This is a genomic window from Fontibacterium abundans (SeqCode) (assembly GCF_965235095.1).
GTDB classification, from domain to species: Bacteria; Pseudomonadota; Alphaproteobacteria; order Pelagibacterales; family Pelagibacteraceae; genus Fontibacterium; species Fontibacterium abundans.
The window spans coordinates 413,026-437,017 of record NZ_OZ249405.1 but is presented as its reverse complement, the minus strand read 5'-3'; the positions used below and the strand labels follow the sequence as shown (position 1 = coordinate 437,017).

Below are 23,992 nucleotides of genomic sequence, written 5' to 3'. Positions count from 1 at the left end.
TACTTTTTTATTTTGATGATCTTAGACTTACAATGATATCTGGATTATCAACAACTCCTGAACCTGGAGCGCCTTTTTTTAATTTATCAACAAATTCCATGCCGCTAATAACTCTACCGAAAGCAGTGTAATTTCGATCAAGATGTGAATGAGAGTCAAAGCAGATAAAAAATTGGCTATTTGCACTGTCTGGACTTTGTGATCTTGCCATAGATAAAACTCCTCGTTGATGAGGAATATTATTAAATTCCGCTTTTAAATCAGGAAATTCAGACCCACCCGTTCCAACCATTTGTGCATTAAAATCTAATTTTGTATTTCCATATTTTACATCTCCCGTTTGCGCCATAAAGCCATCAATCACTCTATGAAATGCAACGCCGTCATATTTTCCAGAATCTGCTAAAGCTTTTATTCTTTTAACGTGATTTGGAGCTATCTCATCGAAAAGTTCAATTTTAACTTCACCGCCTTTTAATTTCATTATCATAATAGATCTTTCTTTAGATTTAATATTAGTTGAAAAAGAAAATAGAAATAAAGTTAAAATTATAAAAAGTTTTTTAAGCATTATTTAAATTTAGTTTTCAAAGCCTTAATAACAAGGTTTGGTACAAATTGCACCAAATCTCCTTTTAAAGACGCAATTTCTTTAACGAAATTTGATGAAATAATTTGATTTTCTATCTCCGCCATTAAAAAGACCGTTTCAAAATTTTTATTTAATTTATGATTCATTCCCGCTAACTGAAATTCATATTCAAAGTCAGATGCAACTCTCAAACCTCTAAAAATAATATTTGCTGAAATTTTTTTACAATAATTTGTAGTTAAACCTGAAAAAGACACCACTTTAATTTTCTTCTTTATATTTTCGGGAAATGAAGCGACAACTTTTTTTATTAAAGAAACTCGTTCAGTTGTTGAAAAAATTGTTTTTTTCTTATTAGCTAATGGAGTTCCAATATAAAGGTGATCAACAATATTTGCTGCTCTTTTAATAATATCAATATGTCCAAAAGTTATTGGATCAAAAGTACCTGGATATAAACCTATTCTTTTCATTTTTATATGGTCGGGGCAGCAAGATTCGAACTTGCGACCCTCTGGTCCCAAACCAGATGCGCTACCAGACTGCGCTATGCCCCGAAACTGTGCAGTTATACAACTTAATTAATTTATTTAAAAGCAATACTCGCTAAAAAATCTTTCAAATTCATTAGTAATACTTTACTTTTTTAATAAGTGACTCAAATAATATTTTTAAATTAATACACATGAATACATTGCTACTTAAACATGTTGGAGCGTTAAAAAATTATGGAATTTTAAAAAATTTCACACACAAATGTATTTATAAAAATCATACCTGCGGGGATATGGTAATAATTTATCTTAAAATTAATAAAGAAATTATTAAAAAAATCTCATACAAAACAGAATCTTGTCTAATATGCCAAGCTTCATGCAGTATTTTTTCTGATTGTTTAAAAAACAAAAATTTAAATACGGCAATAAATTTCACTAAATTATTTATTAGTTCTGTCTTTAAAAAGAAAATAAATTTAAGCGGGAAATGGAAAAAGTTTAATTTCCTATTAAAGAAAAATTACTTCAACAGAAAAGGCTGTATCTTAGTGCCTTTTAATGCTTTAATTAAATTACAATAAGTAATGAAAAAAAATATAATTTATTTTATTATAATCAGTATGTTTTTCTTTAGTAAAAATATCAACGCCAATGACAAGCGAACGTTACATGAATTTAGTTTCAATGATGTTGATGGAAAAAAATATTTACTATCGCAACATAAAAATAAAGTAGTTTTGTTAGTCAATGTTGCGAGCCAATGTGGCTTTACTAAACAGTATACAGATCTTCAGGCTTTATGGGACAAATATAAAAGTAAAAATTTTGTAATCATTGGTGTGCCATCGAACGATTTTGGAAATCAAGAGCCCGGTTCTAATGCTGAAATAAAGACTTTTTGTGAAACAAATTTTAATATTAATTTCCCAATTATGGAAAAAGTAATTGTTAAAGGTAAAAATGCTCACCCTGTTTATTTATGGGCAAGAGAAAGTTATGGAAGTGCAGCTGAACCTAAGTGGAACTTTCATAAAATATTAATAGATAAAAAGGGAAAAATTAACGACACTTTTATCTCCACAACTAATCCGCAAAGCGAAAAAGTTGTTAAAAAAATTGAAGAATTAATTAAAAATTAATTTATTTAACTGAATGTTTTTGACTGCCTAATTGGTCAATCGTTAGAGTTAAAACATCACCTCTTTTTAAATACGTGGGTGGTTTCATACTGTCCCCTACTCCTGGAGGAGTTCCTGTTGTGATTATATCTCCTGGCATCAAAGTCATAAATTCACTTACATAAGATGTTAAAAAATTCATTTTATGAATCATTTTTGAAGTGTTTCCTGTTTGCATTCTCTTTCCATTGACATCCAAGCTCATATTTAAATTATATAAATCTTTAATCTCATCTTTTGTAACTATGTAAGGACCAATGGGTCCAAAAGTGTCTGCAGATTTTCCTTTAATCCACTGACCACTTCTTTTCTTTTGCCATTCTCTTTCGCTAACATCACACACTAAACAGTAGCCAAAAATATAACTTTCAGCCTCAGCTAATGAAATATTTTTTCCTTTTTTACCTATCACAAAGGCAATCTCAACTTCCCAATCTGTTTTTTGTGAATTTTGAGAAATAATTATTTCATCATTGGGACCACTGATGCAGGTAGTAGCTTTTGTAAAAATAATTGGCTCTATTGGAGGTTCTAAATTTTGCTCTAAGGCATGATCAAGAAAATTTAAGCCAATACCAAGAAATTTACTTGGATTAGAAACACAAGCTCCAATTCTTAAATTGTTATCTAATTGTGGAAGTTTAGAAATATCTAATTTCTTAATAGTGTTAATTAAGTTTTTGCCTATTGTTGTTTGATCAATATCTTTAATAACTGATGATAAATCTCTTATAATATTATTATCTAATAATGCTGGTTTTTCAGATCCAACATTTCCAACTCTTAAAAATTTCATAATTGTTTTGGCGGTCCCTAGGGGAATCGAACCCCTCTTTCATGGATGAAAACCACGTGTCCTAACCGATAGACGAAGGGACCTTAAAGGAAAGTTATTTAGATTGTTTAATAATAATAATCAACAATTATATAATTGAGTATATTTATCTCTGTATTTGTTAATGAGTTAAAGAAATATCTTCAATAACAAATTCAATAACTCTTTGTTTATTCCAGTCATTGCAACTTAGTTTTCCAGCTATGTGAAATTTGTGATTTTTAAAATTTTTAAGATAATCAATTACTTTTTCTTTATTATTTTTAAAACAAATTCCATGCAAATAAAGACCGCTGCTATTTTTAAATAAAACTTTTAATAAGAAATCGTTCTCAAAATTTATTTTAATCATAGATAAATCTTCCACAATAAATTTTGGCTCAGAATTTCCTGATCCAAAAGGTCCTAATTTACTTACTTCTTCATAGGTTTTTTCATTAACGGCATTGGCCGATAAAATACCATCTATCTCTATAAAGTTATTTTGAACAAAGTTTGGTTTAGATGATTTAAATTTAGCTATTAAAAAATTTTTCAAATCGCTAATCTTATTTTCTTCAACACTAAAGCCGGCAGCCATCTTGTGACCACCCCCTTTTATAACAATTCCGTTTTGTTTAGCCGCTAAAATAGCAAGACCAATATCAAATCCAAAAACAGATCGGCACGAGCCTTTTGCAATATTATTAGTAGATGAAATAACTATGGTGGGTTTAAAAAATCTTTCTTTAATTCTACTTGCGATAATACCAATCAACCCTTCATGCCAAAACTTATTAGCTATTACTATTACTTCATTAGCGTTTTCTTTTTCAGCTAATAAATAAGCTTCATTTAAAATATCTTCTTCAATTGATTTTCTTTTTTTATTTAAAGAATCTAAAGTGGTTGCTATTTCGTAACCTTTCTTTGGATCTTCTGTTGTGAGTAAATTTGCACCAAGATCAGATTGGCCTATTCTTCCACCAGCATTAATCCTAGGGCCTAACAAGAAACCAATATGATAAGTACTTGGGCTTTCTTTTATATCAGCAACATCCATTAAGGTTTTAATACCTAAATTTTTTCTCTTCTTTAAGATTTGTATTCCTTGAAAAACAAATGCCCTGTTTAAATCGATTAAAGGAACAACATCGCAAATTGTACCCAAAGCAACCAAATCTAAATAATCATATAAATCTGGTTCGTTAATTTTTTTGTCATTGTAATATTTACTTTCTCTAAGAGAGCGATTTAAAGCGACAATAAATAAAAAAGAAACTCCGGCTGCGCACAAATAACCAAGATTAGATTTATCATCTAATTGATTTGGATTTACTAAAGCTTTACATTTTGGAAGTTTAATTTCTGCTTGATGGTGATCAATAACTAAAACTTCAATATTATTTTGATTGGCATACTCAAGAGCATCGAATGATGTAGTTCCACAATCAACAGTTATTAAGAATTCTCCTTTTCTATCAATAATATTTTTCAATGAATTAACGGATGGTCCATAACCATCAACTTGGCGGTCCGGAATATAAATAAAGAAATTTGAGTAAATATTTTTTAAAAAATTAACAATAATTGCAGTTGATGATGCACCATCCACATCATAGTCCCCTAAAATACAAATTCTCTTATTCTCTTTAATGGCCTTAATAAGAGTATCAACTGCAAGATCCATGTCTTTTAAGACACTTGGATTTGGCATGAACTCTTTAATCTTTGGATTTAAATATGATGGACAGTTCTCGACTGTAATTTTTCTTATAGATAAAAGTTTTGATAAAAAGTTATCAATTCCTAATTTTTGAGAAATTTCTAATGCTAAATTTTCGTTGTAATTGGATAAATTCCATTCTTTACCAGTTACCGACTGGTACTTCATATTTTAAATTTATTAATAATTTTTTTATTAAGTTTAGATGCGTGATGCAAAACGTAGGTTTCTGATTGATAAAAACCATTATCTAAAATCTCAATACCTTGAAGTAAGTCTCCGCCCGTTACTCCTGTTGCACAAAATAAAACGTCATCTTTAACTATATCATTTATATAATATTTTTTTTTCAAATCTTTTATTCCCATTTTTTTAGCCTTATCAATTTCATGATCATTGCTTAATACTAATCTTGCCTGAAACTGACCTCCTAAACATTTAATAGCTGCAGCTGCTAGTACTCCTTCTGGAGCTCCTCCTACGCCTAAATATATATCAACTTTAAATTCCTCTATTCCTGCATAAATAGCACCCGCTACATCTCCATCAGAAATAAATTTAATTTTAGTTCCAAGCTTTTTAGCATCATTAACGATGTGATCGTGCCTCTCTCTTTCTAAAAGACATATTGTTAATTTATCTGGCGTTGTATTTTTAAAATCAGCTAAATTTTTAAGATTTTTGGTAATCCCAAAATCAAGATCTATAACCCCTTCTTTAATATTTTTTCCAACTGCTATTTTCTCCATGTAAGTATCTGGTGCATGTAGCAAATTATCTTTTTTTGACACAGCTAGGACTGACATTGCATTAGGTAAATTTTTAGCTGTTAAATTTGTACCTTCTAATGGATCAACGGCTATATCTAATTCTTCACCAGTTCCAGTTCCAACTAATTCATTAATATAAAGCATTGGTGCTTCATCCATCTCTCCTTCGCCTATGACAATTTTTCCTTTCATAGGAATGTTATTTAGAAACAATCTCATCTTATCGACTGCTGCTTGATCAGCTGCAATTTTATCGCCTTTACCTTTTAATAATGATGATGCGTAAGCTGCTTCGCTAGTAGTTTTTACAAATAAATCTACAAACCCATTGCTGATGTTCATAATTTCTTTTCATTTCTAATTCTGATCATCGTAATTTTTTTACTAATAAAACTTTCTTTTGAAATTTTCTTTAAAGCTAATTTCATATCCTTCTCCTTAGCGTTATGCGTAATAATAACTAAATGAGCAAATTTAGGATTACTTAAAGGTTGTTGCAGTATGCTTTGGATTGAAATCTTATATGTAGATAAAATAGAAGTAATTTTAGATAAAACTCCAGGCTTATCTTTCACAACTATCCTTAAATAAAATTTACAAATGTGATTGTCGAAATCGAACATTTTATACTCTTTTGCATCAGAGTAACTAAAGCCAAATGGTAAAGTTTTATCTCCTTTAAGAATTGAATTTAAATCAGAAACAACAGATGAAGTTGTTGGGCCTTTTCCAGCACCTAGTCCTTGATAAACTATTTTGCCAACTGGATTTCCCTCAACCATAATAGCGTTATTTGCTCCATTGATCTTTGCAAGATCAGAATCTTTTGAAATTAAACAAGGATGAACTCTTTGTTTGATTTTATTATCGATGATTTCAGAAATACCTAACAGTTTAATCTTATACTTAAACTTATGAGCATACTCCACATCTTCTAAATCAATCTGCTCTATTCCTTCAGTTAAAAAACTCTTATTAATTATTTTAGTTTTAAAACAAAGCGCACTTAATATTGATATTTTCGATTTTACATCATCTCCATTAAGATCAAGCTTTGGATTTGCTTCAGCATAACCGAGTTTTTGCGCATTTAATAAAATCTCTTTAAAACTTTTTTTAGTTCTTTCTATTTCAGTTAAAATAAAATTTGTCGTTCCATTTAATACTCCATAAATATGGAATAATTTATTACCAACTAAGCTTTCCTTTATAGATTTGATAATTGGTATTCCGCCGCCAACTGAAGCTTCAAATAGTAGATTAACTGAATTCTTTTCAGCAATTTTTGCAAGTTCATTCCCATGCTTAAAAATTAAAGCTTTATTTGCTGTGATAAAATGTTTGTTATTTTTTAATGCAGCAAATGCTAATTTTTTTGCAACCCCATCCGGCGAACCTATTAATTCGATAATAATATCTACATCGTCTTTTTTAACTAGAGACAAAGGATTTTTAACCCACAATTTTTTTGGAATGCTAAATCCTCTTTTTTTATTAATACTTTTTGCGGAAATATATTTTATTTGATAAGTGGAGTTTGTATTTTTTTCTATAAGTCGTTTGTTCTTAACTAAATGTCTATAAACTTCTGAGCCAACATTACCCAAGCCAACTATTGCAATATTATAATTATCTCTAAAACTCATTATTCTAATCCTAAAGTTTCTTTCAAACCTAATCTTATATTCATATTTTGAACCGCCTGCCCTGCTGCTCCTTTAACTAAATTATCAATAGAACTTACAATAATTAATTGATTTTTATTTCTTCCTGAAAAAACATTAATATTACAATTATTAGTATTGTTAACATCGTTTGTATTTACAAATTTTCCGTAAGGTAAAACTTTTACAAAATAACTTTTTTTGTAAAATTTACTCAAATATTGATGAACTTTTTTCACACTAATATTCTTTTTAAGATCAGCATATATTGTCGTCACAATACCTCTAAAAGTTGGAATTAAATGAGGAGTAAACTCAACTTTTAAATTACCAGAAACTTTTCCAAACATTTTTAAACCATGCTCAATTTCAGGCATATGTCTGTGGTTGCCTACTCCATAAGCAGCGATATTTTTATTAATATTAGGATAAAGTTTTTTATCAGCAGTTTTTTTACCAGCTCCTGAATAACCTGATTTGGAATCTATAATTATTTTTGAAGTTTTAATTATTTTATTTAGCAATAAAGGAATAAGCGCTAACTGAGCTGATGTTGGATAACATCCTGGACAAGAAATTATATTACTTTTTTCAATATCTTTTCTTGCAAATTCAGAAAGTCCGTAAACAGAATGTTTTTGATTATTGGGAGCATAATGTTTTAATCCGTACCATTTTTCATAAACTTTAATATCTGAAAATCTAAAATCAGCTGATAAATCAATTAAAATATGATGGGGAGAAATATTATTAGATAATAATTGTGCTTCTCCATGTGGCAATGCTGAAAAAATTATATCAACATCACTAAAATCAGCTTTATTAATGTCAGATATTAACGGTAATTTTTTTTTAATTTTATTTTTTAAAAAAGAATTAACTGATTTTCCAATAGACCCTCTTGAGCACAAATACTTAAGATTAATAAATTTATGATTACTTAATATTTTAATAAGTTCTAAGCCAACAAAACCTGAGGCTCCATTAATTAAAACGTTATATTTTTCAGACATGCTCTGTATTTATAAGAAGTTGTAAATGACTTAAAGACTAAAATTAGTCTAACTAGACTATCGTTTAGAGAACTGGAATCTTCTTCTAGCTTTTTTCTGTCCGTATTTTTTTCTTTCAACTTTTCTTGAATCTCTTGTTAATAACTTTTCTTTTTTTAATGTTTTTCTTAACGTTCCATCCAAAACATACAAAGCTTTAGATATACCTAAAGACACTGCTCCAGCTTGACCGGTTAAGCCGCCGCCCTTAACAGTGCACATAACATCATAAGCATTATTCTTAGCTATAACATTAAATGGCTTCTCAATGCTTAGTTGTAAAACTGGACGTTTAAAATATTCGTTATATTTTTTTCCATTTACTAAAATAGATCCAGATCCAGCTTTTAGCCAAACTCTAGCTATTGAACTTTTTCTTTTTCCTGTTGCGTAAAATCTATCGTTTGAAACAGCTAAACTTTGAACCATATATTAATTTAATGAATTTTTTTTATTTCTAGATTTAAAATCGAAATCGACTGCTTTTTGAGTTTCATGAGGATGCTTATCATCATTATAAACTTTTAAATTTCCAAGTTGTTTTCTGCCAAGCGGACCTCTTGGTAACATTCTCTTAACAGCTAATTTAATAATTCTAGATGGATCTTTTTGAAGAATTTGATTTGGAGTAGTTTCCTTAATACCACCTGGATAGCCTGTATGTTTATAATAAATTTTATCAACAAACTTTTTTCCAGTAAATTTTATTTTTCTAGCATTAGTTACGATTACGAAATCTCCATCATCCATATTTGGAGTAAAGCTAGTTTTTTTTGTTCCTCTTAAAATTTTAGTTATCTCAGAAGCTAATCTGCCAACAATTAAATTTGTTGCGTCGATCTTGTACCAGTTCTTTTTAACGTCTTTCTTTTTAATAAATTCAGTCATAATGGAACGGAATAAATATATTTTGCCTATAATTATGTCAAATAGATAAAGGCAAATTTTAATATTTTTGAGAGATTGATACTTGGTAAAATAGATAAATTATCGAAAAAAGTAAAAAAATCGAACCTAGTTGATGAAGACTAGCAATATATATTTTATAACCACTGGTTAGAACTAGAATACCAAGCAGCACTTGGAAAATTATTGCGGATAAAACTATGAATAAATACTTCGAGTTAACAATTTTATTTTTAAGTAAAAAATAAAAAATAAAACTAAAAATTAATATTATAAAATAAGCAATAATCCTGTGTAAAAATTGAACATGGGAAGGACTAGAATAAGATTTTGAATTTGAAAATTCTTTAATCAAAACATCCTCTGGTACAAAATTGCCATTCATTAACGGCCAAGTTTGATAGATTTTTGCAGCATCTAATCCTGAAACAAATGCTCCAATTGCGATTTGAAAATAAACAATTATTAAAAAGAAAAGAATTAAATAAGAATAAGAATTTAAGTAAATTTTTTTAACATCTCTAAATAAAATTGAAAAAAATAATAATGATAAAATAATTTGAGCACCTAATAAATGAGCCGACAATCTAAAATGACTCACGTCTGTATTTGAGATTAATCCGCTTTTAACCATATACCACCCTAAAAATCCTTGAAAAAAAAATAGTAAAGAAATTACTGAATAGAGAATAATTTGTTTAAAATTAAAAACTTTTTTTATAAGAAAATAAAGGAACGGTAAGATAAAAGTTAAGGAAGCCAATCTTGCTAATAATCGATGAATATATTCCCACCAAAAAATATATTTAAACTCAGCTAAAGACATACCGAAATTAATTTCTTTGTATTGAGGTATCTGTTTGTATAAAGAAAAATAATCATTCCATTCTTTATCTGAAAGTGGCGGTAAAATTCCGCTAAACAATTCCCAATTAGTTATTGAAAGACCAGATTCTGTTAAACGAGTAAGACCACCAATAAAGATAAGTGCTGAAACTAAAAATAAAGATAAATACAACCAAAAAGCAATATATATATTTTTTTTATTTAGATTATTTGTGTTTAGCATTATAAATTAATACTTAACTTATCCTTATTTTAAAAACGTTTTAATGTCGCAAAAAAATATTCAAAAAATTCGTTCTACTATTGATACTATTGATAATCAAATAATTAGGCTGCTTGGTCTTAGAAAGAAGCAAGTCTTAAAAATTGCAAAGTATAAGAACAAAAGAACTATCGTTGATAAAAAAAGAATTAATCAAATAATGAAAAGAATTAAGGCTGAAGCAAAAAAGAATAAAATTGATTTTATATTAGTGAAAAACTTTTGGAATAAACTAATTCAGTATTCAATAAAATTAGAAAAAAAAATAGTTAAATAACTACTATTTACTATGTGGTGGAAGTTTTTTTTCCACAAACCATTCATGTTTGCGTGTCGAGGGATTATATTTTCTAACTCTTAGTTTATTTTTAACCTTTTCTCCAGCAGTAGGTTTTTTAACATAATAATTAAAAGCACTATTAGGTTTTAACTCTGGAACTAGTCTGACTTTAATTGATGTTTTTTTTGCCATTTTAAGAAAGGTTTTTTAATTCGGTAATAATTTTTTTAATTCTATTTAGCTTTTCTTTTTTATTTAATAAATCGTTAGTGCTTATATCTTTTCTCTCAAAATCGTCAACTTCAATATCATTAATATTATTTTCTATTATTTTTTTTGCACCTTTTATAGTCAGTCCTTTATCTTTTAAAAGATATTGAATTTTTTTCAAAAGCGTAACATTTTCGGCTGTGTAATATCTTCGACCCTTTGCTCTTAGTTTGGGCTTCAATTGAGGAAACTCTTTTTCCCAAAATCTTAAAATGTAAGTCTTTGCTTTTCCCGTTTCTAATTCAATAAGATTTAATTCTTTAGCTACTTCCCCTATTGTTTTTAAAGCTTCAGCTGACTTCTCCGTCATTTATATTTTTATTAATTTTATTTTTTAAAATTTTAGAGGGTTTAAAAGTAACCACTGTCCTACTAGAAATAACTTTTTGCTCCTTTGTCTTTGGATTTCTTCCTATTCTTTCATTTTTATGCCGAATATTAAAAGAACCAAAGTTAGCTATCTTAACCTTATTCTTTTTTTCAAGTTGCAGCGTAATAAACTCAAAAATATCATCAATAAAATTTGAAGCTTCGACTTTAGAAATTCCTAGCTCTTTGTAAACTAGGTCGGACAAATATTGTCTTGTGATTGTAGTTGTCACAAATATTTATTTATAAATTTTTTTGTATTTGTTCCTGCAAATTACCATTTAAAATATTATAGCACAATTTAATAGAGTGATAAAAACCAATATAATCTGTGCCACCGTGACTTTTTACAACCGGTGATGTTAGTCCTAAAAATATTCCACCATTATACTTTCTTGGATCTAAATCATTTTTAATGCTGTTAAAAATTTTAAATGACAATAAATAAATAAATTTCGAATACCAAGAATTTAAGAATTTTTCTTTAACAAGAGCTGCAATATATTTTGCTGTTCCCTCTGCTGTTTTTAAAGCTATGTTTCCTGAAAAACCATCTGTAACAATTACGTCTACATTTCCATCTTTTATATGATTTCCTTCTATGAAACCGCTAAACGAAAAACTGTCACTATTGATCTGTCTTAATTCCAGCAAAGTTTTTTTCAGCAAATCACTTCCTTTACTGTCTTCACTTCCAATATTTAATAACGCAACTGTTGGTTTTTCTTTTTTGAAAACAGCTCTGTACAAGGCTGCGCCTAATTTAGAAAAATCTACTAAATTTTTTGTGCTACAATCAATATTTGCACCTAAATCTAAAACAACACTTAATCCTTTATGAGATGGCCACATAGACGCTAGGGCTGGCTTATCAATTCCCTCAATCGTATCTAAAATTAATCTAGACATAACAAGTAAGGCCGCAGTATTTCCTGCTGATATAGCAATATCTGCATTTTTATTTTTTAATGCTGTCAGAGCCAACCACATGCTAGAATTTTTTCCATTCTTAACCGCTTCTAATGGAGATAAGTTGTCTAATACTTTTTCATTGGTATGAACAATAGTGCTTGAAGGGCCAACTAAAGGATATTTTTCTAAGATAGGATTTATTAAATCTCTATTACCAAAAATTAAAAATTTTAAATCTTGATTGCTTTGTAAAAATAAATCTAAACCTCTAATAACTTTTAAAGGAGATTCATCGCCACCCATTGCATCAACTGCAACTGTAAATTTCATTTAAATAAATTGGTAATTAATTAGATTAAGCTTTAGGCTTAAAAATTTGTTTTCCATTATACATTCCGGTCTTTTCATCAACATGATGCGGAAGTCTGTATTCACCACTTTTTTTATCTTCTATAACATTTGCAAAAGACACAGCGTGGTGTGATCTTCTTAAGTTTCTTCTTGCTTTCGATGTTTTGCGCTTAGGTACTGCCATTTGAATATTATAATAGTTTAAAAATTAGGACACTCAATATCATTTAACCCCAATAAATCAACATAGTTAATAATCGTTGATTAGATGGCAAAATTTTATATTTATATGATAGTGATTTTTAGCATATGAGATTTTCTTTCTATAAATATATCCTGGCATTATTTTTTATAGTTAGCTGCACTACGATCGATGAATTGCACGGTATCGATAATTTAAAAATTAAATCGGAATCTTTGGAAGTAAATATCAATAATACTAATGACGTGTTAAATCTGATTGGTCCGCCTCAAAATATAGGCTTAACTAATAATAATATTTGGTTTTACCATGAGGTTCATCAAACAAGAAATAAGTACGGTACAAAAATAATTACTGACAATAATACTCTTAGATTAGAGTTTGATGATTTAGGTGTTCTAAAAAAAATTAATTTCTTAGATAAAAATTCCTTAAGCAAAAACCCTTTTGATGAATCTTCAACCATCAGTCTTGGTAAAGACTCCAGCTTTCTATCAAGTTTCTTAGCAAGTATGAGACAACGAGCTAAAAACTTTGGTAAGTCTAACGACTAACGAGCAATAATCGCAAGCAATAATAAAGCTACAATATTTGTAATCTTAATCATTGGGTTAACAGCCGGTCCTGCCGTATCTTTATAAGGATCTCCAACTGTATCTCCAGTTACCGCAGCTTTGTGAGCCTCAGAACCTTTTCCGCCATGATGACCATCTTCAATATATTTTTTTGCGTTATCCCATGCGCCACCACCAGCTGTCATAGATACTGCTAAGAAAAATCCAGTAACGATAACACCTAATAACATTGCACCTAAAGCAGACAATGCTGAAGAAGTTCCAGCTATGTAATAAATTATAACGTAAAGAACTATTGGAGATAAAACTGGCAATAAAGAAGGAATGATCATTTCTTTAATTGCAGCTTTAGTTAAAATATCTACAGCGTTTTTATAGTCTGGTTTTTGTTTGTTCTTCATAATACCAGGCCATTTTTTAAACTGTCTTCTAACTTCAATAACCACAGCTCCGCCTGCTCTACCAACTGCTTGCATTCCCATAGAAGCAAACAGATATGGAAGTAAACCACCAATTAATAAACCAATAACAACATATGGATTTGATAAATCAAAATTTACCACAATTCCTTCTAATGCCGATCCTGGAGTTTTGGCAAAATGTTTAATATCTTCTGTGTAAGCAGCAAACAAAACTAGAGCGCCTAGTCCCGCAGAACCAATTGCATATCCTTTTGTAATAGCTTTTGTAGTATTTCCAACTGCATCAAGAGCGTCAGTAACTTTTCTAACGCTTGCAGGTAAGTTACTCATTTGCGCTATTCCGCCAGCGTTATCTGTAACTGGTCCATACGCATCTAAAGCAACTACCATTCCAGTTAATGCTAACATTGTCGTAACTGCAATTGCAATTCCGTATAAGCCAGCAATTAAATAAGTTGATAAAATTCCAACAACAATAATTAAAGCAGGTATTGCTGTTGCTTCCATAGATATAGCCAAACCTTGAATTACGTTTGTACCGTGTCCAGTTGTTGATGATTTAGCGATCGATTTAACAGGGTTGTAAGCTGTACTAGTGTAATACTCTGTAACCCAAATTAATAATCCAGTAATTACAAGACCAATTACTCCGCAGTAATACAATTTAAGTCCAGTAAAACTAATAGCTCCTACTTCATATACTTTAGTTAATCCAACAACGTGTTCAGTAACTGGATATAAAATAGCTAAAGATAAAACTGCTGAAACTATAAAGCCTTTATACAAAGCACCCATAATACTTTTGTTAGCGCCTAATCTTACAAAGTAAGTTCCAATAATAGATGTAATCAAACAGCTACCCGCAATTGCTAATGGGTAAATTAACATGTTTAAATTTCCAGAGAAAAATATTGATGCTAAAACCATTGTAGCAACGATTGTAACGGCATAAGTTTCAAATAAATCCGCAGCCATTCCAGCACAATCTCCAACGTTATCTCCAACGTTATCTGCGATCACTGCAGGGTTTCTAGGATCGTCCTCAGGAATTCCAGCTTCAACTTTTCCAACTAAGTCAGCTCCTACATCCGCCCCTTTAGTAAAAATTCCTCCACCTAATCTTGCAAAAATTGAAATTAATGAAGCACCAAATCCTAAAGCAACAAGTGCATTAGAAATTTCTCTTTCATTAATTTTTAATTCTAAAAGTATTAAGTAATAAACAGCGATAGCCAGTAAAGCTAAACCAGCAACTAACATTCCTGTTAAAGCACCTGATTTAAAAGATATTCTCAAGCCTTCTGCTAAACTTTTTCTTGAAGCTTCAGCAGTTCTTACGTTTGCTTGAACTGAAATTAACATTCCAGCGTATCCTGCTATTCCTGATAAAAAAGCTCCGATAAAATAACCAAGTCCAACCCAAAAATTAAATAAATAAATTACGACAAGGAGAACTAACACCCCAACAATTGCTATAGTTTTATATTGTCGATTTAAAAATGCTCTCGCTCCTATTTGAATGGCACCAGCAATTTCTTTCATCTTTGCATTACCTGCACTTGCTGACAAAATTTGAACGCCAGTTACATAAGCAAAAATAATTGATAAAATTCCACAAAGGATTACTAAATTCAGAACGAAACTTGGATTAAGAAGCATAAATAGACTTTTAGTTAGTTAGGTTAACGAGAACCACGTAGATGCCAAATTACTTCAATAAAATCAACCCTTTATATTGAAAGATCTTTAAATTAAATGAAAAACTTTAAGAAATTAAACACTTTTTGCAATTTTATCCAGAACTGCATTAATGATATTTTTTTGCTTATCATTAAGAAACATTTTAGTAATTTTTAAGTGCTCATCAATGACTACCTTAAAAGGTGTCTTTTTATAAAAGAAAATCTCATAAATTGCAGACTTTAATATAATAGAAAATATTATTTCAAAATTTTTAAGATCAAATTTTTTATCTAAAAAGTTTATTAATTTTTCCTCTAACAATAAGTTATTCTCAATCACACCATTACAGATCTTTTTGATAAATCTTTTATAGGGGTTCTTAAAATCAAATAACAACTTTTCCTGATTTATAAAATAACTATATAGAAGCTGAACAATTATTAATCGTGGGTTGTTTTTAACGTTAGTCATTAAAGTTTATAAATAGAATTATAAACACTCAATGCCCCGAGTACGGCTTCTCCGCCTTTATTTTTTAATTTAGGATCGCTTCTAACTTCTGCTTGTTTAAAATTATAACAATTTAATACGCCGTTAGATACTGGAACATTATATTTAATTGAAATTTCTAACAATTTATCTGATACGGACTGACTAATAATGTCAAAATGCGGAGTTTGGCCTTTGATAATGCAACCAAGTGCTACGCAGAAAGCATATTTCTTATCTTTTAATAAAATATTCAATAATTGCGGTATCTCATAAGCTCCTGAAACAGAAAAATGATTAACATCAAATAATTTTTTATCTATTTTTTTTAAAGCCCCTAATAGAAGTTTTTTCTCTAAATCTTTATAAAAGGATGAACTAATGATTAATATTTTTTTCTTCATTTAATAAACTCTTGTTTGAGAATTTTTATACCGAAACCATCCAGACCTATAATATTCTTTTTTGACTTAGATATTAAAATCATTTTTCTTATCTTTAAATTTCTCAAAATTTGAGCGCCAATACCATAATTTCTTAAACTACTGCCTTTTTTATTATTAAGATTATTTTTAATTAACTCATCTCTAATTATAATCAAAATACAATTCTTGTATTTTTTATAATAATTAAGTGTTTTGTTAATAGATAGATTTTCTTTATTTTGAGATAAAAAACTTGTTACAATATTTGAAGATATAACTCTAACTCTGGGTACAATTTTTTTATCTTGAGTTTTAATTAAAGCAATATGCTCTTTGCCATCTAATTTATTTTCATAAATTTTAACTTGATAGGTGTCGCTTTTTCCAATCTTAACTTGTTCAATTCTTTTAAGCTTTATTAGACTTTCTTTTTTTAATCTGTAAGCAATTAAATCTTCAATTCTTGCAATATTTAAATTAAATTTTTTGGCATAGTTAAGAAGATGTCTTCCCTTTGCCATTGAACCATCTGCGTTCATTATTTCACAAATGACTCCACTTGAACCGCAACCAGAAAGTTTTGCTATATCAACAGCAGCCTCCGTATGACCGGCTCTTTGTAGTACGCCCCCGTCTTTTGCAATTAATGGAAAAATATGTCCGGGTGTCGATATATCTTTTGATCTAACATTTTTTTTAATTGCTGTTTTTATTGTATGCGCTCTATCCTTTGCAGATATTCCTGTTGTGACACCTTTTCTTGCTTCAATTGAAATAGTAAATGCAGTTTGTAATCGAGAAGAGTTTCTGCTCGGCATCAAAGATAGATTCAGTGCTTTAGCTTTATTTTTATCAATAGCTAAACAAATTAAACCTCTGCCATGTGTTGCCATAAAATTAATTTTTTTATGATCAATCTTCGCTGCAGGTATAACAAGATCACCTTCGTTTTCCCTATTTTTATCATCTACTAATATAAAAATTTTTCCTTTTTTTGCATCTTGAATAATTTTTTTAACTGAAGAAAACATGTTTATTTTTTTAATAAAGTTTTAGCTATCAAATCAATCTCAACATTGACGTAATTATTTTTTTGTAATTTTAATAAATTGGTATTTTGAAGTGTATGAGGAATAATCACAACTTTAAATTTATTAGCAAAAATTTCAGCAATGGTTAAAGATACTCCATTAATTGCTATAGATCCTTTTTCAATTAAAAATTTTTTAAATTTTATCGGTATATTAAAAAAAATAGTCCAACTTTTGCTATTATTGGTATTAATATTTAAAACTTTAATTGTTGTATCTACGTGTCCTTGAACAAAATGACCGGCAAACTCATCGCCGTATTTCATGGATTTTTCTAAATTTATTATATCTCCGGATTTTAGATACTTATAAGCAGATGTTAAAATTGTATGCTTTGATAAATAAAAAAATAGTTCATTTTTTTTATTTTTTTTTTTAATTTTAGTTAAAGTTAAACAAACTCCAGAACAGGAAATAGAAGTTCCAATATCTTTTTTAGTAAAATTTAAATTTGAAATAACAGATAAAAAATAACCGTTATTTTTTTTGGTTAATTCTTTAATAACGCCAATATTTTTTATTATACCTGTAAACATAAAATTAACTATTTTTGAAATACTGTTAAAGTATTATCTTTCAAATAAACTTGTTGTAATCTTTTTATATTTTTAAATTTCTTTTTTAAAATCATATAAATATTTTTGAAAGAATGAGATGATTTTTTACTAATAATTTCATTATTTTTAAAAAAATAAAAAATATCTATTAAATTTAAATCAATAAATTTTTTTATAGTATTGTAGCCCCCCTCTATTAAGACATTCTTGTAACCCAATAAACCAATGGTAACTAGGACTTCTTTACAATCAATTTGCTTATTTTTGTTTAGCGGTAAATAAATTGGGTAAATATTTTTATTTTTAAGATAATTAATTTTATTATTATTTTTATCGGAATAAAAAATATAAGTTTTAAATTTCTTAGCAGACATTATTAATTCAGAATTTCTATTAATTCTAAGATTTGGATCGATTATAAAACGAGCAGGACTTAAATGTGTAAGTCCGTTAATACGACAATTTAATAATGGATTGTCGATATTATGAGTATTAACACCGATTAAAATAGCATTAATTTCCGAACGTAAAATATGCGTTATTTTTTTTGAATAAATATTTGTTATTTGAGGTCTGTTTTTAATAAATGAATAATAATTTTTTGTCGTTGCAACTTTTGCATAAACTTTAGGTAAAAAATTTTTATTAAAATTATTATAACTTTTATAAAGATTATTTTTATAAATATTATTAATTTTAATAATTCTTATTTTATTATTTTGTAAAAATTCAAGACCTTTTCCTTGCACTCTAGGATCATTATCTGTTTCGGAATAATAAAGATTCTTTACATTTTTATTAACAATAGACTTTGTGCATGGCGGATTTTTTCCTTGATGATGACAAGGTTCTAAAGAAACATAACAATCTAAATTATTATTTTTTTTTAAATTAACTAAAGCCGAATATTCCGCATGCGGACTCCCTCCAATGCCTGTTAGACCATAAGAAAAAATTTTATCATTTTTACAAACTAGACATCCAACTGATGGATTAGTGCCTGTCATATTATTATGAATGTTGGCTAAATTAAAAGCCAAGTTCATAAAATAAGACTTAATAAACTTACTTTTATTTTTTTGAGGGAACATTAAGTTGGTCTACAAATTGCTCAAAATCTTTTGCCTCTTTAAAGTTAGTATACACAGAAGCAAAACGAACATAGGCAACAGGATCTAGTTCTTTTAGACCTTCCATTACATATTTTCCAATCGTGCTAGATAATATTTCAGCCTGACCAAGATCTTCTAAATTTCTATAAATCTTAGAAATAAATTTTTCTATTGTATCGCTATCTACAGGTCTTTTTCTTAACGCAATGTTAATAGATTTTGCTAATTTTTCTCTGTCGAAAGTAGATTTTCTTCCATTTTTTTTAACAACAATTAGTTCTCTTAATTGAACTCTTTCAAAAGTGGTAAATCTTTGTTTACAGCTACATTCTCTTCTTCTTCTAATAACAGTTCCATCCTCTGTAGGCCTTGAATCGATTACCGAAGTTTCTTTTTCTTTACAAAATGGACAAATCACAAAAATTAAAATTTATAGATTGGAAATGCTGCGCACAAACTTTTTACTTTTTCTTGAACTTCTTTTTCTACTTGGCCACTGTTATTACTAATTAAACCTTTTAAAACCTGATCTATTAAAACACCAACTGTTTTAAACTCATTTGCAGAAAATCCTCTTGTAGTACATGCGGGAGTTCCAAGTCTAATACCCGAAGTAATCCAAGGCTTTTGATCGTCATAAGGAATACCATTCTTATTACATGTTATGTTTGCTCTACCCAATGAATCTGAAGCATCTTTTCCTGTTAGTTTAAAAGGTCTTAAATCTATAAGTATTAAATGCGTATCAGTTCCGCCTGAAAAAATTGTATAGCCTAAATTTTTTAAAGTTTCTGAAAGCGCTCGTGCATTTTCTACAACTGATTTTGCATAAGATTTAAAATTGTCTGATAAGGCTTCTTTAAAACAAACAGCTTTACCGGCTATCACATGCATTAATGGTCCGCCTTGCAAACCTGGAAAAACAGCTGAGTTAAATTTTTTTGCTAATTCTTCATTATTGGTAAGAATTATTCCTCCTCGAGGTCCTCGCAAAACTTTGTGTGTAGTAGATGTGACTACATCTGCATATTCGATTGGGTTTGGATATACTCCTCCGGCAACTAAACCTGAAAAATGCGCCATATCAACTAATAAATAAGCGCCAACTTCTTTTGCAATATCTTTAAAGATTTTAAAATCAATTATTCGTGAATAAGCACTTCCACCTGCAATTATTAATTTTGGTTTGTGTTTAATCGCCAACTCTTTAACTGAATCGTAATCTATTAAGCCATTATCTTTTCTAACTCCGTATGCGATAGCATTAAACCATTTTCCAGACATTGCCGGTGCAGCTCCGTGCGTAAGATGACCACCTTGATCAATACCCATTCCTAAAATTGTATCGCCTGGTTTAATTAATGCTAAAAATACAGCTCCGTTTGCTTGTGCGCCTGAATGCGGTTGAACGTTTGCAAAATTACAATTAAATAATTTTTTTGCTCTCTCAATAGCTAAGTCTTCTGCAATATCAACAAATTCACAACCTCCGTAATATCTTTTGCCACTATAACCTTCGGCATATTTATTTGTTAATACGGATCCTTGAGTTTCTAAAACTGCTCTTGAAACAATATTTTCAGAAGCAATTAATTCAATATGATTTTGCTGACGTGAAAATTCTTTTTGAATTGAATCGTAAACATCTGGATCTGAATTTTTTAAATTAGAATTAAAAAATTGTTCAATATATTTTTTATCTACGCTCATATTTATTTATCTAACTTTTTTACTCTTGCTGTATGTCTTCCACCTTCAAATTTTGTACTCATAAAAGTATTTATAATTTTTTTAGCGTTTTTAAAATGAATTAATCTTGAACCAAGACATAATACATTAGCATTATTGTGCTTTCTAGCTAAAGATGCTGATATTTGATTGTAACAAACAGCTGCTCTTATTTTTTTAAACCTATTTGCCGCAATAGAAACCCCTATCCCAGAACCACAAATTAATATTCCTAAAGAAGATTTTTTCTTAACTAATAAAGCAAGTTTTTTAGCATAATCTGGATAATCAACTCTTTCTTCTGAGAAAGTTCCAACATCGAGTGATTTAATTTTGGATTTATTTAAAAAAATTTTAACTTTTTCTTTCATTAAAAAACCAGCATGATCTGAGGCAATAATGATTGATTTAGTTAATGATTTGGACACAACAGTTAATTACCAACTTCAAAATAGCTTGTATATTAAAAAGATAATTAAAAATTTTTACGTATTAAGCCGCTCTTGAAAGTTTTAATTCTCTCCAAATTTGATCAAGGGCATTAACAAGAAATTCCATTTTAGAATCATCATGTAAAGGAGTCGGAGTGAATCTAAGTCTCTCTAGTCCTCTTGGAACAGTTGGATAATTAATTGGCTGAACATATATTGAATAATCGTTAAGCAAAATATCTGAGATTTCCTTACATCTTACAGGGTCCTTTACTAACAAAGGAACTATATGACTATTATTTTCCATAATTGGTAAATTCTTAGCCAACATCAATTTTTTTAATTTATCCGCTCTTTCATAAAGAGCTTCTCTTAAACTATGATTATTTTTTACATAACGAATACTTGCAACCGCAGCAGCAGCTAAACTTGGTGGCAAAGAAGTTGTAAAAATAAATCCTGGAGCAAAAGATCTTATTACATCAATAATATTAGATTTTGCTGTAATATATCCGCCCATCAGTCCAAAGCCTTTTGCAAGTGTGCCTTCAATAATATCTATTTCTGATGTTAAGCCTAGTTGCTCAGATAACCCTCCACCATTTTTTCCATACAGTCCAACTCCGTGAACTTCATCTAGATAAGTGAGTGCATTATATTTTTTGGAAACTTCAATTATTTTTTTTATTGGAGCAAAATCACCATCCATTGAATAAACGGATTCAAACGCTACAATTTTTGGATGAGCTTTGTTAGAATTTTTTAAAAGATATTCAAGATGATCAACATCATTATGCTTCCAAATAAATTTATCTGAATTTCCTTTTCTAATACCTTCAATCATTGATGCATGATTATTTTCATCTGAAAAAATAATACAATTTGGTAAAAATTTAGCTAACGTGCTCAATGCGCACTCATTTGCAATGTATCCAGAAGTAAAAATTAAAGCTCCATCTTTCTTATGAAATTTTGCTAATTCGTTTTCTAACTCAACGTGATAATTTGATGTCCCAGAAATATTTCTTGTTCCTCCAGCGCCCGCTCCAACTAAATTTACAGCATTTACAAATGCTTCAACTACTAATGGGTTTTGCCCCATTCCTAAATAATCATTGCTACACCAAATAGTTACATCTGATTTAATGCCGTATTGATTATTATAAACAGCTTTTGGAAACTCGCCTTTTTTTCGAGTAATGTTATTGAAAACTCGATAACGACCCTCTTGTCTTAGATCCTTTAATGCACTGTTAAAAATAAGATCGTAATCTATGCTCATAACTAATATTACCCTATAGAAAATACTTTTTTCAAATATATACTTTTGCTGTATTGTCGCATTAAATATTAAATTCTCATGAAATTTCCAAGCACTAGATTAAGAAGAAATAGAAAGTCAGAGTGGTCTAGACGACTAATAAACGACACTTACCTTGATAAATCTGATTTTATCTTACCTATTTTCGTTTGCGAAGGTAAGAACAAGAAGCAAGAAATTAAATCAATGCCTGGAATTTTTAGATATTCCATAGATAGATTAGATGAAATAATTTTAAGAGCTTCAAAAAATCAAATACCTGCTGTTGCAATTTTTCCATTAATTGAGAATTCTAAAAAAAATAACAAAGGAACAGAGGCTTTAAATAAAAATAATATAGTTTGTAATGCCATACACCAAGTAAAAAAATTAAATAAGAATATCGGTGTTATGTGTGATGTAGCCTTAGATCCTTACACTTCTCATGGTCACGATGGTCTCATTATAAAAGATCAAATAGATAATGATGAAACAAACAAAGTTTTAATTAAACAAGCTTTAATACAAGCGCAAGCAGGTTGCGATATTATTGCGCCATCAGACATGATGGACGGAAGAATTGGCTTAATAAGAAATGCTTTAGAAAAAAATAAATTTTTTAATGTTCAAATATTATCTTATGCAGTGAAGTATGCTTCTAATTTTTATTCTCCCTTTAGAGATGCTGTCGGCACATCTTCTACTCTTAAGTCTGATAAAAAAACTTACCAAATGGATTATAGAAATTCTGATGAAGCTTTATTGGAAGTTAAATTAGATTTAGATGAAGGAGCTGATTTTGTAATGGTAAAACCAGCTTTAGCTTATCTTGATATTATTTATAAAATTAAACAAAAATTTAATGTTCCTGTTTTTGCTTACAATGTATCAGGTGAATATAGTTTAATTAAAAATGGCATTAAATCGTCTTTAGCAAAAGAGGATATTATTCTTGAAGTAATTTATAGTTTTAAAAGAGCTGGTGCTAATGCAATTGTTTCATACTTTGCAAACGAAGTAATAGAAAAATACTTATCAAACTAATTTTTTATATTTACTCGCAAAATAGATTAGAGGTTTTTCTTCTTTTTTTAAATTAAATTTAAAAACTTTTGCAACAAAAAATAAATGATCGCCAATGTTTATTTTTTTTATTGTTTTGCAATTAAGTTCTGCAAGATTATTTTTTAGTAAATTTTTAGCTATAATTGAATTTTTTTTTATTTCATTTTTTGATGAAAAATAATTTGAAACTTCAATTTGTTTTGCCGATAAAATATAAATATTAAAAAATTTTAAATTCTTAAATTTTTTAAAACTTGAAGATGTCTTGTCTAAGCTCCAAGAAATATATGAAGGTTTTAGAGATATTGAGACGAAAGAATTAACGGTAATACCTTCAATTAAATTTTTATTATTTTTTTTTGCAACAACTGTAATTCCAGTTGCATATTTTGATAAAACTTTTTTATATGTTGAAATATTCAT

31 protein-coding genes and 2 tRNA genes are annotated in these 23,992 nt (G+C 28.8%); 5 read left to right on the top strand and 28 right to left on the bottom strand.

Going from position 1 to position 23,992, the window contains the following annotated elements; translation table 11 throughout:
- Positions 1-7: 7 nt before the first annotated feature.
- The 3 genes from AC8GER_RS02550 to AC8GER_RS02540 form a co-directional block, all read right to left on the bottom strand.
- The gene (locus AC8GER_RS02550) at positions 8-571 is read right to left on the bottom strand and encodes a peptidylprolyl isomerase (protein WP_506598379.1); all 564 of its coding nucleotides are present in this window, start codon (positions 569-571) and stop codon (positions 8-10) included.
- The gene (gene coaD, locus AC8GER_RS02545) at positions 571-1,065 is read right to left on the bottom strand and encodes a pantetheine-phosphate adenylyltransferase (RefSeq protein ID WP_506598378.1); all 495 of its coding nucleotides are present in this window, start codon (positions 1,063-1,065) and stop codon (positions 571-573) included. Before coaD ends, AC8GER_RS02550 begins: the two co-directional genes overlap by 1 nt.
- Before the next feature lie 7 nt (positions 1,066-1,072).
- A tRNA-Pro gene (locus AC8GER_RS02540) sits at positions 1,073-1,149 on the bottom strand.
- Between the two features lie 128 nt (positions 1,150-1,277).
- On the opposite strand from AC8GER_RS02540, the gene AC8GER_RS02535 reads away from it, so the two are divergent.
- Complete coding sequence (locus tag AC8GER_RS02535) at positions 1,278-1,670, top strand: iron-sulfur cluster assembly scaffold protein (protein WP_506598377.1); 393 nt, start codon at positions 1,278-1,280, stop codon at positions 1,668-1,670.
- Positions 1,671-1,673: 3 nt separating this feature from the next.
- Positions 1,674-2,228 carry a glutathione peroxidase gene (locus AC8GER_RS02530; protein WP_506598376.1) on the top strand — a complete coding sequence of 185 codons (555 nt, stop codon included), beginning with the start codon at positions 1,674-1,676 and terminating at the stop codon, positions 2,226-2,228.
- A 1-nt stretch (position 2,229) separates the two neighbouring features.
- Here AC8GER_RS02530 and AC8GER_RS02525 read toward each other — a convergent pair whose 3' ends face one another.
- The 9 genes from AC8GER_RS02525 to AC8GER_RS02485 all read right to left on the bottom strand — a co-directional run bounded on the left by AC8GER_RS02525 (position 2,230) and on the right by AC8GER_RS02485 (position 10,268).
- A complete protein-coding gene (locus tag AC8GER_RS02525) occupies positions 2,230-3,063 on the bottom strand; it encodes a fumarylacetoacetate hydrolase family protein (protein ID WP_506598375.1) in 834 nt (277 codons plus the stop codon).
- Positions 3,064-3,071: 8 nt separating this feature from the next.
- Positions 3,072-3,146 (bottom strand) — tRNA-Glu (locus tag AC8GER_RS02520).
- Between the two features lie 77 nt (positions 3,147-3,223).
- Entirely contained in the window at positions 3,224-4,975 is a 1,752-nt protein-coding gene (gene recJ, locus AC8GER_RS02515; protein WP_506598374.1) for a single-stranded-DNA-specific exonuclease RecJ, read from the bottom strand.
- A complete protein-coding gene (glpX, locus tag AC8GER_RS02510; RefSeq protein ID WP_506598373.1) occupies positions 4,972-5,919 on the bottom strand; it encodes a class II fructose-bisphosphatase in 948 nt (315 codons plus the stop codon). Before glpX ends, recJ begins: the two co-directional genes overlap by 4 nt.
- Positions 5,916-7,223 carry a homoserine dehydrogenase gene (locus AC8GER_RS02505; RefSeq protein ID WP_506598372.1) on the bottom strand — a complete coding sequence of 436 codons (1,308 nt, stop codon included), beginning with the start codon at positions 7,221-7,223 and terminating at the stop codon, positions 5,916-5,918. The genes glpX and AC8GER_RS02505 overlap by 4 nt, the downstream gene beginning before the upstream one ends.
- Positions 7,223-8,254, bottom strand: a complete 1,032-nt coding sequence (gene argC / locus AC8GER_RS02500) for an N-acetyl-gamma-glutamyl-phosphate reductase (RefSeq protein ID WP_506598371.1) — start codon at positions 8,252-8,254, stop codon at positions 7,223-7,225. The genes AC8GER_RS02505 and argC overlap by 1 nt, the downstream gene beginning before the upstream one ends.
- 57 nt (positions 8,255-8,311) lie before the next feature.
- The gene (gene rpsI, locus AC8GER_RS02495; protein WP_506598370.1) at positions 8,312-8,722 is read right to left on the bottom strand and encodes a 30S ribosomal protein S9; all 411 of its coding nucleotides are present in this window, start codon (positions 8,720-8,722) and stop codon (positions 8,312-8,314) included.
- A 3-nt stretch (positions 8,723-8,725) separates the two neighbouring features.
- Positions 8,726-9,181 (bottom strand): 50S ribosomal protein L13, encoded by a 456-nt coding sequence (gene rplM / locus AC8GER_RS02490; RefSeq protein WP_506598369.1) that lies wholly within the window; start codon positions 9,179-9,181, stop codon positions 8,726-8,728.
- Positions 9,182-9,239: 58 nt separating this feature from the next.
- The gene (locus tag AC8GER_RS02485; protein ID WP_506598368.1) at positions 9,240-10,268 is read right to left on the bottom strand and encodes a COX15/CtaA family protein; all 1,029 of its coding nucleotides are present in this window, start codon (positions 10,266-10,268) and stop codon (positions 9,240-9,242) included.
- 43 nt (positions 10,269-10,311) lie between these two features.
- On the opposite strand from AC8GER_RS02485, the gene AC8GER_RS02480 reads away from it, so the two are divergent.
- Entirely contained in the window at positions 10,312-10,584 is a 273-nt protein-coding gene (locus AC8GER_RS02480; RefSeq protein ID WP_506598367.1) for a chorismate mutase, read from the top strand.
- A gap of 3 nt (positions 10,585-10,587) precedes the next feature.
- On the opposite strand, the gene AC8GER_RS02475 is transcribed toward AC8GER_RS02480, so the two are convergent.
- The 5 genes from AC8GER_RS02475 to rpmF are packed head-to-tail and all read right to left on the bottom strand — an operon-like array spanning position 10,588 to position 12,673.
- Positions 10,588-10,779, bottom strand: coding sequence for a 50S ribosomal protein L33 (locus tag AC8GER_RS02475; RefSeq protein WP_506598366.1), 192 nt, complete (start codon positions 10,777-10,779; stop codon positions 10,588-10,590).
- A gap of 1 nt (position 10,780) precedes the next feature.
- Positions 10,781-11,167, bottom strand: a complete 387-nt coding sequence (locus AC8GER_RS02470; RefSeq protein WP_506598365.1) for a MerR family transcriptional regulator — start codon at positions 11,165-11,167, stop codon at positions 10,781-10,783.
- Entirely contained in the window at positions 11,148-11,459 is a 312-nt protein-coding gene (locus AC8GER_RS02465) for an integration host factor subunit alpha (RefSeq protein ID WP_506598364.1), read from the bottom strand. The genes AC8GER_RS02470 and AC8GER_RS02465 overlap by 20 nt, the downstream gene beginning before the upstream one ends.
- A gap of 10 nt (positions 11,460-11,469) precedes the next feature.
- Positions 11,470-12,468: a phosphate acyltransferase PlsX gene (gene plsX, locus AC8GER_RS02460; protein WP_506598363.1), complete on the bottom strand. Its 999-nt coding sequence runs from the start codon at positions 12,466-12,468 to the stop codon at positions 11,470-11,472.
- A gap of 25 nt (positions 12,469-12,493) precedes the next feature.
- Positions 12,494-12,673 (bottom strand): 50S ribosomal protein L32, encoded by a 180-nt coding sequence (rpmF, locus tag AC8GER_RS02455; protein WP_017970077.1) that lies wholly within the window; start codon positions 12,671-12,673, stop codon positions 12,494-12,496.
- 125 nt (positions 12,674-12,798) lie between these two features.
- Between rpmF and AC8GER_RS02450 the strand changes: the two genes are divergently transcribed.
- Entirely contained in the window at positions 12,799-13,245 is a 447-nt protein-coding gene (locus tag AC8GER_RS02450) for a hypothetical protein (RefSeq protein WP_506598362.1), read from the top strand.
- Here AC8GER_RS02450 and AC8GER_RS02445 read toward each other — a convergent pair.
- The 10 genes from AC8GER_RS02445 to hemA all read right to left on the bottom strand — a co-directional run bounded on the left by AC8GER_RS02445 (position 13,242) and on the right by hemA (position 22,486).
- Positions 13,242-15,347 (bottom strand): sodium-translocating pyrophosphatase, encoded by a 2,106-nt coding sequence (locus AC8GER_RS02445; RefSeq protein ID WP_506598361.1) that lies wholly within the window; start codon positions 15,345-15,347, stop codon positions 13,242-13,244. The two genes, AC8GER_RS02450 and AC8GER_RS02445, sit on opposite strands and share 4 nt — an antisense overlap.
- A 114-nt stretch (positions 15,348-15,461) precedes the next feature.
- Positions 15,462-15,842 carry a transcription antitermination protein NusB gene (locus AC8GER_RS02440; protein ID WP_506598360.1) on the bottom strand — a complete coding sequence of 127 codons (381 nt, stop codon included), beginning with the start codon at positions 15,840-15,842 and terminating at the stop codon, positions 15,462-15,464.
- The gene (gene ribH / locus AC8GER_RS02435; RefSeq protein WP_506598359.1) at positions 15,842-16,264 is read right to left on the bottom strand and encodes a 6,7-dimethyl-8-ribityllumazine synthase; all 423 of its coding nucleotides are present in this window, start codon (positions 16,262-16,264) and stop codon (positions 15,842-15,844) included. The genes AC8GER_RS02440 and ribH overlap by 1 nt, the downstream gene beginning before the upstream one ends.
- Positions 16,261-17,316: a 3,4-dihydroxy-2-butanone-4-phosphate synthase gene (gene ribB, locus AC8GER_RS02430; protein WP_506598358.1), complete on the bottom strand. Its 1,056-nt coding sequence runs from the start codon at positions 17,314-17,316 to the stop codon at positions 16,261-16,263. Before ribB ends, ribH begins: the two co-directional genes overlap by 4 nt.
- A gap of 2 nt (positions 17,317-17,318) precedes the next feature.
- Positions 17,319-17,912, bottom strand: coding sequence for a riboflavin synthase (locus AC8GER_RS02425; protein WP_506598357.1), 594 nt, complete (start codon positions 17,910-17,912; stop codon positions 17,319-17,321).
- Positions 17,913-17,920: 8 nt separating this feature from the next.
- Positions 17,921-18,979, bottom strand: a complete 1,059-nt coding sequence (ribD, locus tag AC8GER_RS02420) for a bifunctional diaminohydroxyphosphoribosylaminopyrimidine deaminase/5-amino-6-(5-phosphoribosylamino)uracil reductase RibD (protein ID WP_506598356.1) — start codon at positions 18,977-18,979, stop codon at positions 17,921-17,923.
- Between the two features lie 25 nt (positions 18,980-19,004).
- Positions 19,005-19,463, bottom strand: a complete 459-nt coding sequence (gene nrdR / locus AC8GER_RS02415) for a transcriptional regulator NrdR (protein ID WP_017969362.1) — start codon at positions 19,461-19,463, stop codon at positions 19,005-19,007.
- Positions 19,464-19,468: 5 nt separating this feature from the next.
- Positions 19,469-20,755, bottom strand: a complete 1,287-nt coding sequence (glyA, locus tag AC8GER_RS02410) for a serine hydroxymethyltransferase (RefSeq protein ID WP_506598355.1) — start codon at positions 20,753-20,755, stop codon at positions 19,469-19,471.
- Positions 20,756-20,757: 2 nt separating this feature from the next.
- A complete protein-coding gene (rpiB, locus tag AC8GER_RS02405) occupies positions 20,758-21,201 on the bottom strand; it encodes a ribose 5-phosphate isomerase B (protein WP_506598354.1) in 444 nt (147 codons plus the stop codon).
- A 64-nt stretch (positions 21,202-21,265) separates the two neighbouring features.
- Entirely contained in the window at positions 21,266-22,486 is a 1,221-nt protein-coding gene (gene hemA, locus AC8GER_RS02400; RefSeq protein ID WP_506598353.1) for a 5-aminolevulinate synthase, read from the bottom strand.
- 78 nt (positions 22,487-22,564) lie between these two features.
- Here hemA and hemB point away from each other — a divergent pair, with 78 nt between their 5' ends.
- Positions 22,565-23,548, top strand: coding sequence for a porphobilinogen synthase (gene hemB / locus AC8GER_RS02395; protein WP_506598352.1), 984 nt, complete (start codon positions 22,565-22,567; stop codon positions 23,546-23,548).
- Here hemB and AC8GER_RS02390 read toward each other — a convergent pair.
- Positions 23,540-23,992 (bottom strand): flavin reductase family protein, encoded by a 453-nt coding sequence (locus AC8GER_RS02390; protein WP_506598351.1) that lies wholly within the window; start codon positions 23,990-23,992, stop codon positions 23,540-23,542. The two genes, hemB and AC8GER_RS02390, sit on opposite strands and share 9 nt — an antisense overlap.

Coding starts and splice junctions, on each gene's coding strand:
- AC8GER_RS02550 (WP_506598379.1), bottom strand. CDS start 571: ATGCTTAAAAAACTTTTTATAATTTTAACTTTATTTCTATTTTCTTTT.
- coaD (WP_506598378.1), bottom strand. CDS start 1,065: ATGAAAAGAATAGGTTTATATCCAGGTACTTTTGATCCAATAACTTTT.
- AC8GER_RS02535 (WP_506598377.1), top strand. CDS start 1,278: ATGAATACATTGCTACTTAAACATGTTGGAGCGTTAAAAAATTATGGA.
- AC8GER_RS02530 (WP_506598376.1), top strand. CDS start 1,674: ATGAAAAAAAATATAATTTATTTTATTATAATCAGTATGTTTTTCTTT.
- AC8GER_RS02525 (WP_506598375.1), bottom strand. CDS start 3,063: ATGAAATTTTTAAGAGTTGGAAATGTTGGATCTGAAAAACCAGCATTA.
- recJ (WP_506598374.1), bottom strand. CDS start 4,975: ATGAAGTACCAGTCGGTAACTGGTAAAGAATGGAATTTATCCAATTAC.
- glpX (WP_506598373.1), bottom strand. CDS start 5,919: ATGAACATCAGCAATGGGTTTGTAGATTTATTTGTAAAAACTACTAGC.
- AC8GER_RS02505 (WP_506598372.1), bottom strand. CDS start 7,223: ATGAGTTTTAGAGATAATTATAATATTGCAATAGTTGGCTTGGGTAAT.
- argC (WP_506598371.1), bottom strand. CDS start 8,254: ATGTCTGAAAAATATAACGTTTTAATTAATGGAGCCTCAGGTTTTGTT.
- rpsI (WP_506598370.1), bottom strand. CDS start 8,722: ATGGTTCAAAGTTTAGCTGTTTCAAACGATAGATTTTACGCAACAGGA.
- rplM (WP_506598369.1), bottom strand. CDS start 9,181: ATGACTGAATTTATTAAAAAGAAAGACGTTAAAAAGAACTGGTACAAG.
- AC8GER_RS02485 (WP_506598368.1), bottom strand. CDS start 10,268: ATGCTAAACACAAATAATCTAAATAAAAAAAATATATATATTGCTTTT.
- AC8GER_RS02480 (WP_506598367.1), top strand. CDS start 10,312: ATGTCGCAAAAAAATATTCAAAAAATTCGTTCTACTATTGATACTATT.
- AC8GER_RS02475 (WP_506598366.1), bottom strand. CDS start 10,779: ATGGCAAAAAAAACATCAATTAAAGTCAGACTAGTTCCAGAGTTAAAA.
- AC8GER_RS02470 (WP_506598365.1), bottom strand. CDS start 11,167: ATGACGGAGAAGTCAGCTGAAGCTTTAAAAACAATAGGGGAAGTAGCT.
- plsX (WP_506598363.1), bottom strand. CDS start 12,468: ATGAAATTTACAGTTGCAGTTGATGCAATGGGTGGCGATGAATCTCCT.
- rpmF (WP_017970077.1), bottom strand. CDS start 12,673: ATGGCAGTACCTAAGCGCAAAACATCGAAAGCAAGAAGAAACTTAAGA.
- AC8GER_RS02450 (WP_506598362.1), top strand. CDS start 12,799: ATGAGATTTTCTTTCTATAAATATATCCTGGCATTATTTTTTATAGTT.
- AC8GER_RS02445 (WP_506598361.1), bottom strand. CDS start 15,347: ATGCTTCTTAATCCAAGTTTCGTTCTGAATTTAGTAATCCTTTGTGGA.
- AC8GER_RS02440 (WP_506598360.1), bottom strand. CDS start 15,842: ATGACTAACGTTAAAAACAACCCACGATTAATAATTGTTCAGCTTCTA.
- ribH (WP_506598359.1), bottom strand. CDS start 16,264: ATGAAGAAAAAAATATTAATCATTAGTTCATCCTTTTATAAAGATTTA.
- ribB (WP_506598358.1), bottom strand. CDS start 17,316: ATGTTTTCTTCAGTTAAAAAAATTATTCAAGATGCAAAAAAAGGAAAA.
- AC8GER_RS02425 (WP_506598357.1), bottom strand. CDS start 17,912: ATGTTTACAGGTATAATAAAAAATATTGGCGTTATTAAAGAATTAACC.
- ribD (WP_506598356.1), bottom strand. CDS start 18,979: ATGAACTTGGCTTTTAATTTAGCCAACATTCATAATAATATGACAGGC.
- glyA (WP_506598355.1), bottom strand. CDS start 20,755: ATGAGCGTAGATAAAAAATATATTGAACAATTTTTTAATTCTAATTTA.
- hemA (WP_506598353.1), bottom strand. CDS start 22,486: ATGAGCATAGATTACGATCTTATTTTTAACAGTGCATTAAAGGATCTA.
- hemB (WP_506598352.1), top strand. CDS start 22,565: ATGAAATTTCCAAGCACTAGATTAAGAAGAAATAGAAAGTCAGAGTGG.
- AC8GER_RS02390 (WP_506598351.1), bottom strand. CDS start 23,992: ATGAATATTTCAACATATAAAAAAGTTTTATCAAAATATGCAACTGGA.